This is a genomic window from Polyangium sorediatum (assembly GCF_029946465.1).
In the GTDB taxonomy this organism is placed as follows: Bacteria; Myxococcota_A; Polyangia; order Polyangiales; family Polyangiaceae; genus Polyangium; species Polyangium fumosum.
The window spans coordinates 15,872-30,582 of the sequence record NZ_JARZHI010000060.1 but is presented as its reverse complement, the minus strand read 5'-3'; the positions used below and the strand labels follow the sequence as shown (position 1 = coordinate 30,582).

Annotated in this window: 12 protein-coding genes; 6 read left to right on the top strand and 6 right to left on the bottom strand. The window is 68.3% G+C overall.

Going from position 1 to position 14,711, the window contains the following annotated elements; translation table 11 throughout:
• The first annotated feature begins 30 nt into the window (after window positions 1-30).
• Genes QHF89_RS38760 through QHF89_RS38745 form a run of 4 tightly spaced genes read left to right on the top strand, consistent with a single transcriptional unit; the run spans window position 31 to window position 3,157 of the window.
• Window positions 31-2,130: a hybrid sensor histidine kinase/response regulator gene (locus QHF89_RS38760; protein ID WP_136971149.1), complete on the top strand. Its 2,100-nt coding sequence runs from the start codon at window positions 31-33 to the stop codon at window positions 2,128-2,130.
• Window positions 2,131-2,152: 22 nt separating this feature from the next.
• Complete coding sequence (locus QHF89_RS38755) at window positions 2,153-2,590, top strand: hypothetical protein (protein ID WP_136971150.1); 438 nt, start codon at window positions 2,153-2,155, stop codon at window positions 2,588-2,590.
• 8 nt (window positions 2,591-2,598) lie between these two features.
• Window positions 2,599-2,862, top strand: a complete 264-nt coding sequence (locus QHF89_RS38750; RefSeq protein ID WP_136934866.1) for a DUF5985 family protein — start codon at window positions 2,599-2,601, stop codon at window positions 2,860-2,862.
• Window positions 2,863-2,878: 16 nt separating this feature from the next.
• The gene (locus QHF89_RS38745) at window positions 2,879-3,157 is read left to right on the top strand and encodes a DUF5985 family protein (RefSeq protein WP_284721484.1); all 279 of its coding nucleotides are present in this window, start codon (window positions 2,879-2,881) and stop codon (window positions 3,155-3,157) included.
• A 66-nt stretch (window positions 3,158-3,223) separates the two neighbouring features.
• Here QHF89_RS38745 and QHF89_RS38740 read toward each other — a convergent pair whose 3' ends face one another.
• From QHF89_RS38740 to QHF89_RS38730, 3 genes are read right to left on the bottom strand one after another with little or no spacing between them, the layout of a single operon-like run.
• Entirely contained in the window at window positions 3,224-4,204 is a 981-nt protein-coding gene (locus tag QHF89_RS38740) for a hypothetical protein (protein ID WP_136971151.1), read from the bottom strand.
• Window positions 4,205-4,213: 9 nt separating this feature from the next.
• Entirely contained in the window at window positions 4,214-5,419 is a 1,206-nt protein-coding gene (locus QHF89_RS38735) for a vWA domain-containing protein (protein ID WP_136971152.1), read from the bottom strand.
• A 14-nt stretch (window positions 5,420-5,433) separates the two neighbouring features.
• A complete protein-coding gene (locus tag QHF89_RS38730) occupies window positions 5,434-6,753 on the bottom strand; it encodes an AAA family ATPase (protein ID WP_136971153.1) in 1,320 nt (439 codons plus the stop codon).
• A 160-nt stretch (window positions 6,754-6,913) separates the two neighbouring features.
• On the opposite strand from QHF89_RS38730, the gene QHF89_RS38725 reads away from it, so the two are divergent.
• Complete coding sequence (locus tag QHF89_RS38725) at window positions 6,914-8,347, top strand: carotenoid oxygenase family protein (RefSeq protein WP_284721483.1); 1,434 nt, start codon at window positions 6,914-6,916, stop codon at window positions 8,345-8,347.
• A 3-nt stretch (window positions 8,348-8,350) separates the two neighbouring features.
• Here the strand turns inward: QHF89_RS38725 and QHF89_RS38720 are convergent, their stop codons facing one another.
• Genes QHF89_RS38720 through QHF89_RS38710 form a run of 3 tightly spaced genes read right to left on the bottom strand, consistent with a single transcriptional unit; the run spans window position 8,351 to window position 12,996 of the window.
• The gene (locus QHF89_RS38720) at window positions 8,351-9,415 is read right to left on the bottom strand and encodes a multiheme c-type cytochrome (protein ID WP_284721482.1); all 1,065 of its coding nucleotides are present in this window, start codon (window positions 9,413-9,415) and stop codon (window positions 8,351-8,353) included.
• The gene (locus QHF89_RS38715) at window positions 9,412-11,241 is read right to left on the bottom strand and encodes a hypothetical protein (protein ID WP_284721481.1); all 1,830 of its coding nucleotides are present in this window, start codon (window positions 11,239-11,241) and stop codon (window positions 9,412-9,414) included. The genes QHF89_RS38720 and QHF89_RS38715 overlap by 4 nt, the downstream gene beginning before the upstream one ends.
• 30 nt (window positions 11,242-11,271) lie before the next feature.
• Window positions 11,272-12,996 (bottom strand): hypothetical protein, encoded by a 1,725-nt coding sequence (locus QHF89_RS38710; protein ID WP_284721480.1) that lies wholly within the window; start codon window positions 12,994-12,996, stop codon window positions 11,272-11,274.
• 216 nt (window positions 12,997-13,212) lie between these two features.
• Between QHF89_RS38710 and QHF89_RS38705 the strand changes: the two genes are divergently transcribed.
• A complete protein-coding gene (locus QHF89_RS38705; RefSeq protein WP_136971155.1) occupies window positions 13,213-14,700 on the top strand; it encodes a multicopper oxidase family protein in 1,488 nt (495 codons plus the stop codon).
• The last annotated feature ends 11 nt before the right edge of the window (window positions 14,701-14,711 follow it).

The following is a 14,711-nucleotide window of genomic DNA, read 5'->3' as shown; positions in this document are numbered from 1 at the left end:
CCGCGTCCATCACGCGGAGGAGAGAGCGGCATGAAGCACGCTCGCGACAAGGTCGGGATTCTCGTCGTGGACGATCGCAGGGACAGGCTCCTCGCGGTCGAGACCATGCTCGCCGAGCTCGGGGAGCGGGTCGTCCTCGCGCAGAGCGGGCGGGATGCGCTTCGGTTTCTGTTGCAGGAGGACTTCGCGGTCATCCTGCTCGACGTCGACATGCCGATCATGGACGGCTTCGAGACGGCGCGGCTCATCCGACAACGCAAGCGCTCCCGGCAGACGCCGATCATCTTCCTCACGGCGTTCGGCGACGCGATCCAGGCCGAGCAAGGCTACGCGCTCGGCGCCGTCGACTACATGCTCGTGCCGGTCGATTCGGACATCCTGCGCGCGAAGGTCTCGGTGTTCGTCGAGCTCTACCGCAAGACGGAGGAGGCGAACCTCGCGACGCAGGCGATCGCGAAAAAGGCCGGTCAGCTCGCGGCGCTCGCGCGCGCGTCGCTCTCGATCAACGGGGCGCGATCCCTCGAAGCGATGCTCGACGCCATCGCCTCTGGCGCGCGCGCCGCGCTCGGGGCGAGGTCGTCGTTCGTCGCGCTCGTCAGCGGATCGAAGCACGGGACGGCCGCGTCCTCGGCGGGCGGGGTCGCTGCGCCGCGGACCGTCCCTGTGGATCCCGCGAACGACTGGATCTTCACGCGTGTTGCCACCGCGGGGAGCGTGGTCACGCTCTCCGCATCGGAGCGCGCGCAGCGGGATCCCGAGCGCGCGGACGAACCCGGCCCGCTCATGGCGGTGCCGCTCGTCGGATCGGACGGTACGTGCGTCGGGTGGATCGAGGTCACGAACGGCGAGGCCGACGGCTTCCGCGAGGACGACGAGTCGTTGCTCTTGCTCTCCGCGCAGCTTGCCTCGGTCGCGCTGCAGAACCTCCTCCACGCCGAGGAGCGCGAGGTGAGCCGCCTCAAGGACGAGTTCCTCGCAACGCTCTCGCACGAGCTGCGCACGCCGCTCACGGCGATCATCGGCTGGACGCGGATCCTGCGCGAGACGCAGCCTGACGCGGCCAAGCTCGCGCGTGGGCTCGAGGTGATCGATCGCAACGCGGGGGCGCAGAACAAGCTCATCGAGGACCTGCTCGACGTCTCGCGGATCGTCACGGGCAAGATGAGCATGGAGCAGCGGCAGGTGCGCCTCGCGCCGCTCGTCGAGGCCTCCGTCGACGCGCTCCGGCCCGCCGCGCAGGCCAAGGACATCACGCTCGTGGTCGTGTGCTCCGCGGGCAAGGACTCGGCCCTTGGGGATCCGGAGCGACTGCGGCAGGTCGCGACGAACCTGCTCTCGAACGCCATCAAGTTCACGCCGCGCGGCGGTCGCATCGAGGTGCGCCTGCGCCGCGTGGGCGACGAGCTCGAGCTCGCCATCGCGGACAACGGCGAGGGCATCCGCCCGGACTTCCTCCCGTACGTCTTCGATCGGTTTCGCCAGGGCGACAGCTCGAGCCGCCGCATGCACGGCGGCCTCGGCATCGGCCTCGCCGTCGTGCGGCACATCGTGGTCTCGCATGGCGGCACGGTCAGCGCGCACAGCGAAGGTCCACGCCTCGGCTCGACGTTCACCGTGCGCCTCCCCTCGGCGTTCCTGCCGCGTGAAGCCGAGGGACCGACGCCTCCGCCCTACGGCAAACCGCGCCTCCCGTTGCCCGATCTGAGCGGCCTGCGTGTCCTCGTGGTCGACGACGATCAGGACACGCGCGAGATCCTGCGCCAGGTCCTCGCCGCGCATCGCGCCGACGTCCGGATCGCGGCCACGGTGCGCGAGGCGATCGCGGAGCTCGACGCCGCGCGCCCGCACGTGCTCGTCAGCGACATCGCGATGCCGGGCGAGGACGGCTACGACTTCATCGATTTCGTTCGTCGCCGCACGCCCGAGCGCGGGGGCGCGGTGCCTGCGCTCGCGCTCACGGCGCATGCGCGCGCGGAGGACCAAGCGCGCGCGCTCGCGGCGGGCTTCCAGCGCCACGCGGCCAAACCCATCGATCCTGCCGAGCTCGTCCGCGCCATTGCGGGGCTCGTCGGCGCGCCTTGCTCGCGTCTGGAGCCCGTGGAGGCCGTGGCCCTCCGCGAGGTCCCCTGACGGCGAGCCCGGATGAATGGCGATGGGGGACCAGCAGGATCGCGGTTCGAAGCCGGATGGAGGCCTCAGGACGTCCTCGGGGCCCATTCCGACGAAGCTCGTGCAGTTCATCCAGGAGCACGTCTCGTCGCTCGAACAGCTCGAGGTGATGTTTCTTTTGCGGGACACGGCGGCGCGGGAATGGCGCGCCGAGGAGGTGAGCCGCGAGCTCGGATCGAGCTTGATGTCGATTGGGCGCCGCCTCGAGCACCTCGCGGAGGCGCGTTTCGTCAAGGTTCGCCCTACCGAGCGCGGGCCCGTGTACCAGCACGGCCCCGAATCCGAGGAGATCGCGGCGCTGATCGACGCGGCGGCGAAGCTCTACAAGGAGAGGCGGCTCGCGGTGATCGATCTCGTCTATGGGCGTCCCGAGAGTGATTTGCGCGCGTTTTCGGACGCGTTCATGCTGAAGAAGAAGTGAGGGCAAGCATGATACCGGCCGTCGTGTACATTCTCTGCACGCTCACGAGCCTCGTCGCGATGACGCTGCTCCTGCGTGCCTATGCCGCGCGCAAGGTGCGCCTGTTGTTATGGAGCGGCCTCTGCTTCGCCGGGCTCGCCTTGAACAACGTGCTCCTGTTCGTCGATCTGATCATGATTCCGGAGCACGATCTCTCCACGGTGCGGCAAATTCCCGCCGTGATGGGTGTTTCGTTTCTCCTGTATGGTCTCGTGTACGATTTACGCGATTGAGGCGACGGGTGAGGCGATGAACGATCTGATCAGCGGAGCCCTGATTCTCGGATTCCTGGTGATCGCGCTGTTTTTTCTGCGCTTCTGGCGCAGCACGCGGGATCGGCTCTTCGCCATTTTTGCGCTCTCATTCTCGCTCATGGCCGTGAACCGGCTGATCCTGGCCATCGTGAAGCTGCCCGAGGACGATTACCCTTACGTGTACCTCGTGCGGCTCGTCGCGAACGCCCTCATCATTTACGCCGTGATCGACAAGAACCGCGCGCACAAGGCGACGCCTCGACCGATTCTCTGAAGACCATAGGGGGACCCCCCGATATCCACGGGCGGCGCAGCGCGTGCTCTTCTTTGCTTCACGCCTTCAAGGGGTGCCTCGGCGCAGAGGCGAGACGTGCTCGACGTGGACGAAGTGGACCCGCGCGAGCGTCTCGTCGTCCAGGCGATCGAGCGCCTCCATTTCAATGATCGTCGCGGACCCTCGACCGGCGACAAACCAGAGGAGCGGGAGGATCGGCCCGGCGCCGCAGGCGCAAAACCAGGGGTGCGAGGCTTCGAGGACGCCGAATCGCTCCCCCAGGACGACGGGGCGTTTCGCGTGGTAAAGGCGTGTGCTGCCGGGCGGGATCGGGACGAGGATCTCCTCGCCCGCGACCGACTCCGCGTAGGACGGCGCCTCCGGATCTTGAAAGAGTGACGTATGGCAAAATCGCGTCCGGCGGTCACCACATGCCCGGCAGCGCATGGGCGCCGAGAGGAAGTCCGACCCCCCGGGCGAGGGCGTTCGCGGCGTGGAGACGAGCGGTAGGAACGCGTGCTCTCGATATGCGGCAGCGAGGATCCGCCGGCGCTCCTCAGGCGTTCCGTCCTTCAGGGCCGTCGACCATTGCGCGTGCTTAGAGAGCGGGACGAGCCCCGGCGGGATCAGCTCGGAGAAATGAACGCCGACGAGCGCGTCCTCGCGCGAGAGGAGCTCCGCCCCGATGCCGACGAGGCAGACGTCGGCGTAATCGCTGTCCGCGCGGAGGTCGAAGCGGAGCTCCGGCACGACGAACGCGGCACAGGAGCAATAAAACGACTGATCTTCGAGGAGGGCCACGAGCGGCGTACCACGCTGCCACGGCGCGAGCGCGATCCAATCGTCGTCCCAGCCCTCGCGGCCTGCGCGCTTTTCGAAGTGCTCGACCGAGAGGTGCGCCCGGATCGGCGCGCCTCCGATCTCGAACGTCCCGCCGGGGCGCTCGTCGTAGTCGGGCTCGAACAGCTTCGTTTGAAAGCCGCGGTCGTGCTGCGCGCCGCACGCGGGGCAAGACACCTTTGCGAGGACTTCGTCGAAGGCTCCCATCTCGACACCCTATCCGCGCGCGCGGCGGCGCTCCAGGATCGCACGTTCGCCCCACGGGCACGCGAAATTCTGCGGCTTCGTGAGGATCCAGAGCGTCGGCACGGGCGGCGGCTCCTCGGGGAAGGGGCCCTCGCCGTCCGTGAAATACACGATTCCGTCGGGCGCGTGCGGGCGCCAAAAACGCTCGGCGAAGACCTTGCGGAGATCCGTGCCGCCGCGCCCCTGCACGTCCTCGATCGCGCCCGTGAATGGATAGACGCGCTGGATCTCGCAGTCGCATTCGACGACTGTGAGGCGGGCCTCCTCGGCGAGGAGCGTGAGCTGCTTTGCGATCTCGGCGAGTTCGGCATCCGTCATGCTCATCGACGTATCAATCGTCACGAGCACGCGCGGCCGCGCCATCGCCCGCGGCGACCACGCGCGCCCTGGCACTTCGCCGATGCGCGAAGGGAAACGCCGGCTCGGCCGCGCGAACGTGCCGACGGGCGTGCGCCGCCGCGACGTGAACATGCGCAGCGCCGTTTTCCAATCGACGAAACATTCGGGCGGCCCGAGCACGCCGTCGAGTTCCGCGAGCAGCCTCCCCGGCTCCTTTCCCGCGAGCAACCTGCGCTCGGGTGGGCCCTCCGGCCCGACGTCGCCCGCGGTCTCCATGGCCCGCGCCACGAGCATCCGGGCTTGTTCGACCGATCCGGGCGCGCCCGCCGCGCGCCGAAGCAATCTGTGCTCGTCGACGCTCTCGCCGCCCGGCGCGTGTTTCGCCGTGAGTTTGCCAGCCCGCGCCGCTTCGAGCAGTCTTTCGTAGCGCTCCAGGCTGCTCTGGCCCGCGCGAATGCCGAAGGCCGTGTATTTTTGCCACGTGATCGGGTCGGGCAGGGGCTCCTCGATGAACTCGTTCGCGCTCATTTCGAGCGCCAGTTCGAGGAGCTCCGGCTCGGCCGGATCTGCGAATTTGGGGTGCGAGAGGTGCCCGAGCACCACGTGGTGCACCTCGTGCAGGAGCACGCCGCGCAGCCATTGCGGCTCGCGCAGGAACGACTCGACGTTCACGTGCAGGAAAAACCGCCCTTCGTGGAGCGAGACGGCCATCCGTTTCACCGACGGATCGGCGACCGGCATCATGTTCGCGAGGGCGGCCGCATAATACGGGTACCGCCGCGCGAAATCGCTCGTTTGCACGAAATCGTCGAGGAAGGCGCGGACGGGATCGACCATGTGTAGTTTTTCCGTCAACCGGGGCGGATGGGGGTGATGCCGAGGCGCTTGCACGTCGCCACGAGATCGAGCGCCCAGCGCTCTGGCAGCTCGGCGAGCAGCACGCCGAGGCTCGCGCGCACCACGTTGCTGCGCTTGACCTCCGCGAGCTTGGTTTGTCGTTCGAGGTGCGACGAGAGCGCCGTCACGGCGAGCCCCACGCGGTGCTGCTTCAAGGGATCGGCGGCCCACGCATGTAGCTTGCGCTGCGCCGGGCTATTCGCATAACGCTCGCAGAGTTCCTCGGGGCGGACCTCGAGGAGCGAGGTCGCCGTGGGGTTTCGTCCGAGCGCCTCGACGAGTTTGTCGCGCTGATCGCCGGGCAGATCCGCGAGCAGCGCCTCGAACGAGGCGAGCGTGATTTGCCGCTCGGCCGCGAGCACGCCGGCCTCGGGCCCTTCGAGCAGGCGCACGAGGCGCGTCGTGATCTCGTCGAGCCGATCGGTTTGTCCGGCCTCGGCAAAGCCTCGCACGGCGCGCGAGAGATCGGCGCGACGATCGTAGTCGGCGAGCAGCGCGCGCACGTCGAAGGGCAGGCGGCTCGACCACACGCCACGGCTCGAAACGACGAGCTCGATCCACGACGTCGGCAAATACCCCGAGAGCGCGTCGCGGAGGAGGCCCACGTTCTCGATTTCCTCGGGGCGCAGCGTCTTGAGCAGGTGCGAGACGTAGGTCCACGTCCGCGGCGGCACGTCGTCGAGCACGCGCTCGTGCGCCTGCGCGATCGCGATGACGCCCGGGTGCACGTCGTTCACCTGCGCCCACGCGAGCCAGCTCGGGCGGTCGGCGCGCACGGGCAGGCTCAAAAAACGCGCCCGAAGCGCCTTGTCGAGCGGCGTCACGTGGTAGCCCTCGGTCTCGGGGTTGACGGCGGCGAAGCAGGCCCAGCCCGGCGGCAGCTCGTATCCGTGCAGGCGCCGCGCGCTGAGGAGCTGCAGGGCGGGCTGCTGGATGTAACGCTCGGCGCGGTTCAGCTCTTCGAGCATCAGGATGCCCGCGCCGTCTTGCGGCAGGATGTCGGGCACGGCGTAGCGCGTACGGCCGTCCTGAATGACGGGCAGGCCCACGAGGTCCGGCGGTTCGAGCAGCGACAGGTCGAGCACCACGTGGGAAATCCCGAGGCGATCGGCGAGCTTCTTGACGATGTCGCTCTTGCCGATGCCGGTCGGCCCTTCGAGCAGCACGGGGCGCCGCGCGCGATAGGCGAGCTCGAGCACGGCTTCGAGCCGGGGGCCGACGGGGATGTGCGCGGGGCGGCTTTCGAGGACGGGAGCGGAGGAAGGTTTTGCCACGGGATGCTTTCGGCTAGCACGTGCGCGGGCCGCTGCCACGCCCCTTCCGAGCGCGTCGTGCCGCGAGACATCGGCCCTTGCGCCTCGATACCGGCTTCCTTATCCTCCCGGCTCGCGCATGTGGGGCGCGCGAGCCGCCCCGTCCACGCCGGAGAGAGCCATGACGACGTCCATGACTTCGAGCGCCGAGATCCCCGCGCCGCCGCCTTATCTGTCGGGCAACTACGCGCCCGTCGATCACGAGATCACGGCGCACGATCTGCCCGTGATCGGCGAGATTCCGCGAGACCTCGCGGGCGTGTTCGTGCGCAACGGCTCGAACCCGCGATTCCGCCAGAAGGGCCGGTACCACTGGTTCGACGGCGACGGCATGATCCACGCGCTCCGCTTCGAGGACGGTCGCGCGCGTTATGCGAACCGTTGGGTGCGCACGTGGGCGTTCGTGGAGGAGGAGAAGGCGGGCGCGTCGCTCTGGACAGGCGTCACCGAGCGGCCGGATTTCACGAATCCGCGCGGGCCTTTCAAGGACACGTCGAACACCGACCTCGTGTTTCACGGGGGCCGGTTGTATTCGCTCTGGTGGCTCGGCGGCGCGGCGTACGTCGTGCATCCGACTTCGCTCGACACGTGCGGCACGGAGACGTGGGGCGGCAAGATGCCCACGATCTCGGCGCACCCCAAGGTCGACGCGGTCACGGGCGAGCTCATGCTCTTCGATTACAAGCCCTTCCCGCCGTACCTCACGTACGCCGTCGTCTCGCCCGCGGGCGAGCTCGTGCACAAGACCGAGATCGACCTGCCCGGGCCGCGCCTCCAGCACGATCTCGCGATCACCGAGCATTTTACCATCTTCTTTGACATGTCGATGCAATGGGACCCGCAGCTCCTCGCCGTCGGCAAGACGAAGGTGAAATATTTTCGGGACAAACCTGCGCGCATCGGCGCGCTCCCGCGCCACGCGCCGGGCTCCGAGATTCGCTGGTTCGAGACCGAGCCGTTTTACATGTACCACACCATCAATGCGTGGGAGGAGGGGGATCGGATCGTGCTCGTCGGCTGCAAGATCGATGCGCCCGTGGCCGGGGATCCGCAAAACCCCGCGCGCGAGGTGCCGACGATCGGGTTTTTGCGGCTCGAACCGAACCTGTATCGGTGGGAGCTCGATATGAAGACCGGCGCCGTGAAGGAGTCGCGCCTCGACGACGTGCTCACGGAGTTCCCGCGCATGGATAACCGCGCGCTCGGCCGGAAGACGCGGTACAGCTACAACCCGCGGCTTCACGCGTCCGCGCCGACGTTGCTCTTCGACGGCGTGATCAAATACGATTACGAGGCGGGGACGAGCACGGCATTTTCGTATCCGGCGGGCCGCTTCGGCAGCGAGGTCGTATTCGCGCCACGCGTGGGCTCGAAGGGCGAGGACGACGGGTACCTCGTGACGTTTGTCGTCGACGAGGCGAGCGGCGAGAGCGAGGCCTACGTGCTCGACGCGAAAGACGTCACCCGGGCGCCTCTCGCGCGGGTCAAACTCCCGCAGCGCGTGCCGACCGGGTATCACGCGTGGTGGGTGCCGGGATCGGACCTCCCGGCCTGACGCTCAGGGCGGGGCGAGCGTGCCTTCCGCGAGCACGACCTCGCCCTCCACCACGGCGAGATCCGAGCTCTCTTCAATCGGGTGCTCCACGCGCTCGTAGGTGACTTGCCACAGGATCGGCGCAGGTTTGGCCTTTTCGCCGAGCGAGAGCGTGATGACGGACGGCGCGCCGGGCATCACGCGATCGTCGCCGGTGAGCACTTTGATGGAGTGGCCGTCGCGCCCTTTGCCGCGGCCGAAGCGCCGCGAGAGGTAACGCGTATCCTCGGAGAGCACGTTTTGCTCCGGGCCCACCGCCTCGGCGCGGATGGCGAGGCGCCGGAAGAGATCCCCGGTGGGGAAGGCGTGTCCAAGGGCGAGGGGCTCGATACGTACCTCGACGGTGCCGGCGCCTGCGCGCGTGGCCGTGATGCGGGCCGCGGCGCGCAGAAGCGCGGGATCCCGCGAGGCCGAGAATACGTGGCTGCGGTGCTTCGACGTGCCTTCACCCACGACGGGCATATGGCATTCGGCGCAGCTCGCGCCGGCGAACGGCGAGGCCCGGTGCTCGCTCGCCGTCGTCTGCATGAAGAGCGGCGTGAAGCGGCGATCGGGGTCGGGAAAGGAAAACTCGTGGCAAGCCGCGCAGGCGGAGGCCGAGGCGAAGGCGGCCGCGCGCACGACCGGGTGCGGCGCGATTCGTTGCGTCTCGCGTGGGGAGGCGAGCACGCGCGAGCTGTCGCCGTGGCACGAGGTGCAGGCGACGCCGAGGGCGCCGAGATCGGGCGGCGGATCCCGCATCGGATCGGCCTCCGGCGCATGGCAGCCGCGGCAAAAGGGCAGGGGCTCGATGGCGAGGGCCCTTTGGTAGGCCGGATCGTCGTGGGCTTTTTTGTGCAGCGAGGCGCGCCATTCCGCGGCGATGTCCGCGTGGCAGCCCTCGCAACGCGCGTTCTCCTCGGCCGCGTGGGCCGTGCGGGCCGCGGGCGCGGGCCCCGGCATTCTCGTGGGCTCGGCCGACTCGGCGGCGGCGAGCCCGAGGAGCCCCGAGGCGAGTGTGGCGAGGAGAATGATCCTTCCGGAGGTCATGGGTTCGCCTTGACAATCTCCCCGGTGCGCAGGTCGATGCGGATGTCCCGGTTCGTCCGGGCAGGTTTTCCGCAGAGGAGCTGCGGCGTCGAGCCCTTCACGCCTTCCTGGATGGTCTTCACGAGCTTCTGGCCCAGGGAAAAACTCGGGACGAAGGCCACGAAATAACGGCGGCCCGTCTCCTCGGTCTCGGCGAATTTCACGCCCGAAAGTTCGGTGTGGCCCTTGAGCGCGGCGCGGGTGAGGGGAAAATCGTAATCGGGCGGGGCCACCTTCGCGAGCTTGTAGAGCACGACGAAGAGCTCCTTGCAGCTCGGCGTCCCAGGCGTGATGCGGGCGAATGCGTGGGGCTCGGACTTTGGCGCAGGGCGCGGCGGCGGCGGTGCGCCTTCCCCGGGCTCCTGTGGGGCGTCGAGATCCAGCACCTTCGTGGGCTTTTTCGTGGAGAGCACCGTCACTTGGCCGCCGGCGCGCGCCGCGACCAGGGTCTCGTCGCCGCGGAAGACGATGTCGATCGGCGTGCCTTCCTCGGCGGGATCGAGCTCCGGCAGGGGGATCACGTGGAAGCTGTCTTTTTCGAAGGTCAGGAGCTGTTCCGAGCGTCCGGCCCAGATCGTGCCGTTCGGGCCGAGTTTGGCCCATTCGAGCGACCGGTCATCGCCGGGAAGCGTGAGGCTCGACCATTTCCCGGATGTATATCGATCGAGCCCCCTCTCGCGCACGAGCCAGAGCGCGCCGTCCTTCGTGCGGAAGGCATCGTTGACATTCTCCTTTTTGCCTGGCGAGACGTCGCTCCAGGCCTTGCCATTCCAATGCGCCACGTAGGCCCCGTGGTCGGCGGGCTGGGCCACGGCGATGACGTCGTTCGGGCCGAGCACGTAGAGGCGCGAGCCGGGCGGGAGCGAGGTCACGGCCTCCGAGCCTGGAAGCACATCGATCACCGACGTGCGCGCCCCCTTGGGCCAGCGCTCCACGGCGAGCGGCCCCGCGCCCGATTGCCCAAAAAACGAAGGCTTGTCTCCCTCGCGGCATACCTTCCCGAAGCCGATCAGATCCCCCGATGGCAGCAGCGCGAGGTCGGCATGCCCGAGCAGCTTCGTTTTGCAGCTCCCCGCGCCTCGGGTGATTTCGGGCGCGGGCGAGCTGCTCCCGCCGGGACCGAGCACGAAGATCGGTTTGGCTTCGTCGAGCTTGGGGTCGTTGATCTCGTACAACGTCCGATCGCCCCAGGGCGCGCTTGAATAGATCGCGCCGGCGTAATACGCGTTCGAGACGGCCGGCGGCATGGGTTTGTCGGGGTCGCGCGTCCAGGCCGAGCCTTTCCAGGAATAAAACACGTCCTCGCCGCCACGCTCACCGGGCAGGTTGAGCCCGAGCTTGCCATGGTTCGGCGGATCGCCCGTGATCCACATGACGTAAAAGGCATTTGGCTCGCCGAGGCCCTTGAGCCCGGCATAGAGGCTGCTGTCGAGCCGCGCGCCGCGCTCGTCGATCCGAATGGGCGTCGAGAGGTAGTCCCCGCTGATGGCCGCGACGAACGAGGGGAGCACGAACATCCGGAAGCTCGGCTGTCCGTGCACGATCAGCGGGTGGAAGGGGCTCGGCGATCGCGCGGGTCTTTCGGAGGCGACGGGACCCGGCGTTTCGTTCGTGGGGGGCGCGTCGGTTGTCGTCGGCGCGGCGCCCGCGTGCGGGGCTTGGGTGTCGGGCTTCGAGGCGGTCGCGTCGGCGTTCGCGGGGCTTTGCGGCGCGCCGCAACCGAGGGGGAGGGCGGTGAGCAGCGCGGCGAGGGCAGGGGAGGGCGAGCGGCGGGCGCGGGAGACCATGCCCGACGATAACGCGACTCGCCCGGAGGCTCAACAGCCGCAGCCGACGAACTCCAGGGAGAGGTTGTCGATCCAGAGCGCTTTCTGGCCCGTGCCGTGGTCGAAGCGGATGTACACGCCCTTCGAGCTGCCGAACGGGATCGTGATCTGCGCCTGCGCCGTGCACGCAACGAGCACGTTATGGCCCGTGACGCTGGTGAAGAGGCCCGATTTCTCGCAGGATTCGATCGTGTCGTTGCTCTGCTGGTAGGAGACATTCACGTTTGCGAGCTCGTTCTGGTAGTAGGTGTAATTCAATCGCACGGAGGTGCAGCTCGCGTCGCCCTTGTAGACCCAGATCGTGGGATCGATCGTGGATTCGTTCGTGCGGAGGGTGCGGCCCGTCATGCAAGACGGCGTGTTCGAGGCGAGCGGGATGTAATCGTCGCACCAGTCGACCTTGTACACGCCTGCGGTGAGCGGGCTCGCGTTGCCGTCGTCGAAGTTCTCCTGGTAGACCGCGCAGGTCTGAGCGGCGCACCCTTCGTTGGGTTGCCCGTCGCAATCGTCATCGGCGGCCGTCATGCAGCTCTCGGGCTGCGGAAGGATCTCGCCGGTGCAGGCCCCGTATCCGGTTCCCTGTGCATTGCAGGTCCGCGTGCCGGCCTTGCAGGCGCCGACGCCCGACGTGCCCGCGGGCCCGGTGTAGCAGCTCTGCGTGCTGCCCGGGGCGCAGACGCAGCCCTCGTTGGTCTGGCCGTCGCAATCGTCGTCGCCGGGCGTGGCGCACGTCTCGGTGGACGGGAGGGTTTGTCCCATGCAGGCCCCGAGCGTGGTGCCGAGCGCGTTGCACATCGCCGTTCCGGCCTTGCAGAGTCCGACGCCGAGCGTGCCCACCGGCCCGGTATAACAGGGGAGGACGGCGTTCGGAGGGCAGACGCAACCGGCGCCTTCCTCGTTGGTTTGTCCGTCGCAATCGTCGTCCTCCGCGGTGGCGCAGGTCTCGGCCACGGGCGTGACTTCGCCGGTGCAGGGGCCGTAGGCCGTGCCGAGGTCGTTGCAGACGTGCGTGCCCGCTATGCAGATGCCGAGGCCGGCGGTTCCCATGGGGCCGGTGTAGCAGGGCTCGGACGAGCCGGGGGCGCAGACGCAATCAGCGCCTTCTTCGTTGGTTTGTCCGTCGCAATCGTCGTCGGCGGCTGTCGCGCAGACCTCGGGGACCGGGGTCACTTCGCCGGTGCACGGGCCATAGACCGTTCCATCCGGATTGCAGGTGATCGTACCGGGCTTGCAAGCGCCGATGTTTTGTGTGCCGCGCGGGCCCGTGTAGCAGGTCTCGATGGAGCCGGGCATGCAGAACGGAGGGGCGCCGCCCATGCCGCCATTGCCGCCCATGCCGCCGCTGCCGCCGCCGCCCATTCCGCCGACGCCCCCGACACCGCCGCTGCCGCCCGCGCCGCCATTGCCGCCGATACCACCGCTGCCGCCCGCGCCGCCGCTTCCGCTTCCCCCGCCGGCACCGCCTCCGCCGCCGTTTCCGCTCCCGCCATTGCCACCGTTGCCGCCCGCGCCCCCCATTCCCCCGTTGCCGCCCATTCCCCCGTTGCCGCCCATTCCGCCGGATCCCACGGTCGCGCCGCCCATGCCGCCATTGCCTCCGGATCCGACGGTGCTCGTGCCGGAGCCGGTTGCGCTGGTCTCTCCGATCTCGCCGGCGTCACCACAGCCGAGAACCACGACACCAAACCAGAGCGGAAGAACGAGCGAAGTGCGCATGGCCCGACGGGACACGAGCACGCGCGGAACGTCAAGAGGAAGCCGGGCCTCGCGCGGTCACGAGGACGGTCGCGCGAGGCAAAGGCACCAAGGGCGCGTGCTGCGGGCGAGCCTCCCCCGCCGCGCGTGATGTGATTTGCCCAACGGTTCACACTGCCCAAAGATGAGAACGATTTTCATTTTCATGTTCGGCGGGGACTGGTAGCTTCATGTCCCATGAATCGCTACACGATGGGCGCGTTTGCCCTTGTCGGGTTCCTCATGGGCTGCGGGAGCGAGGCGCCCCCCGCGCCGAGCACGACCGTCGGAGAGGTCGTACACCCCGAGTTGCCGCCGCTTCCCGAGGTATCGGGGCTCACGCCCATGCCGGATCTGAACCCCGACCCCCACATCGTGGAGGTCGACCTCGTCGCGCGGCCCCACGCCGTGCAGCTCCTCCCGGGCCAGGCCACACAGCTCTTCAATTACAATGATCAATTCCCGGGGCCGCTGCTCCACGCGCGGGTCGGCGATCGGGTCATCATCCATTTCAGGAACGATCTCGCCGAGGAGACGGTCATCCACTGGCACGGGCTCCGCATCTCCGATCAAATGGACGGATCCCCCGTGATCCAGACTCCGGTGCAGCCGGGCGCGTCGTTCACGTACGATTTCGTCGTCCCCGACGCCGGCACGTTCTGGTATCACACGCACTACCACCAGATCCAGCAGCTCGAATACGGCCTCTACGGCGCCCTCGTCGTCCACGAGCGTGATTTCCCCGTGTTCTCGGCCGAGCGAATCTTCGTCGGCGACGACATCCGGCTCCGGACCACGAACAACCAGATCTCGGCCTTCCAGACAAGCGGACCCGACATCGGCGCAGGGCGCGTGGGCAATCGCCTCCTCTCCAATGGCAGGGTCATCAACGGCGAGGACGGTGACGGGCCCGTGACGTTCACGATTCCGCGCGGGGCCATCGAGCGGTGGCGCTTCGTGCTCGCGACGAACGCGCTCTCGTACGGGCTCCGGATCCGGGGCGCGGACGCGCGCGTCATTTCCACCGACGGCGGGCTCTTGCCCGAGGCCTTCGCGCTGGAGCGCGTGGAGATCGCGCCGGGACAACGGTACGATTTCGAGGTGCGCCCGCAGGCGGACGCCACCGAGGTCGTGCTGGAGGCGCTCGTCCTCGTGCTCGACGAAAACGACAATGTGGTCGAAGCTCCCTTCGTGCTCGCGCGCGGGACGATCGAAGGCGAGACCGTGACGCCGGAGCCCGTGTACCCGAAGGTCTCGTTGCCCGCGACGTCCGTGGAGGCGGCGGGGCACGAATGGAAGCTCTCGGGCGGGGTCGTGGACGGGCAGGTGCAATTCACCATCAATGGCGTGCCGTCGTATGTGGGGGAGGGGCACGAGCACGTGCTGCTCGAGACGTTCGAGCCGAACGTACCCGTGAAGATCACGTTGTCGAGCAACGTGAGCCCGCGACACCCGTTCCACATCCACGGCCAGTTCTTTCAGATCCTCGAGCGCGGCGGAAAACCGGTCTTCGAGCCCGGGCTGCGCGACACCGTGGAGGTCCGCGGCAACGAGACCGCCACGATTCTCTCGTACTTCGAGAACCACGGGCGCTGGATGGTGCACTGCCACATCTCGGAGCACAGCGAGAACGGGATGATGGCCGATGTCCAGGTCGGCACGCAGGCCGCCGGGCACGGACATTGACGCCCTTGCCG

Excerpts from the sequence above, each read along its gene's own strand:
- QHF89_RS38760 (WP_136971149.1), top strand. The coding sequence starts at position 31 with ATGAAGCACGCTCGCGACAAGGTCGGGATTCTCGTCGTGGACGATCGC.
- QHF89_RS38755 (WP_136971150.1), top strand. The coding sequence starts at position 2,153 with ATGGGGGACCAGCAGGATCGCGGTTCGAAGCCGGATGGAGGCCTCAGG.
- QHF89_RS38750 (WP_136934866.1), top strand. The coding sequence starts at position 2,599 with ATGATACCGGCCGTCGTGTACATTCTCTGCACGCTCACGAGCCTCGTC.
- QHF89_RS38745 (WP_284721484.1), top strand. The coding sequence starts at position 2,879 with ATGAACGATCTGATCAGCGGAGCCCTGATTCTCGGATTCCTGGTGATC.
- QHF89_RS38740 (WP_136971151.1), bottom strand. The coding sequence starts at position 4,204 with ATGGGAGCCTTCGACGAAGTCCTCGCAAAGGTGTCTTGCCCCGCGTGC.
- QHF89_RS38735 (WP_136971152.1), bottom strand. The coding sequence starts at position 5,419 with ATGGTCGATCCCGTCCGCGCCTTCCTCGACGATTTCGTGCAAACGAGC.
- QHF89_RS38725 (WP_284721483.1), top strand. The coding sequence starts at position 6,914 with ATGACGACGTCCATGACTTCGAGCGCCGAGATCCCCGCGCCGCCGCCT.
- QHF89_RS38720 (WP_284721482.1), bottom strand. The coding sequence starts at position 9,415 with ATGACCTCCGGAAGGATCATTCTCCTCGCCACACTCGCCTCGGGGCTC.
- QHF89_RS38715 (WP_284721481.1), bottom strand. The coding sequence starts at position 11,241 with ATGGTCTCCCGCGCCCGCCGCTCGCCCTCCCCTGCCCTCGCCGCGCTG.
- QHF89_RS38710 (WP_284721480.1), bottom strand. The coding sequence starts at position 12,996 with ATGCGCACTTCGCTCGTTCTTCCGCTCTGGTTTGGTGTCGTGGTTCTC.
- QHF89_RS38705 (WP_136971155.1), top strand. The coding sequence starts at position 13,213 with ATGAATCGCTACACGATGGGCGCGTTTGCCCTTGTCGGGTTCCTCATG.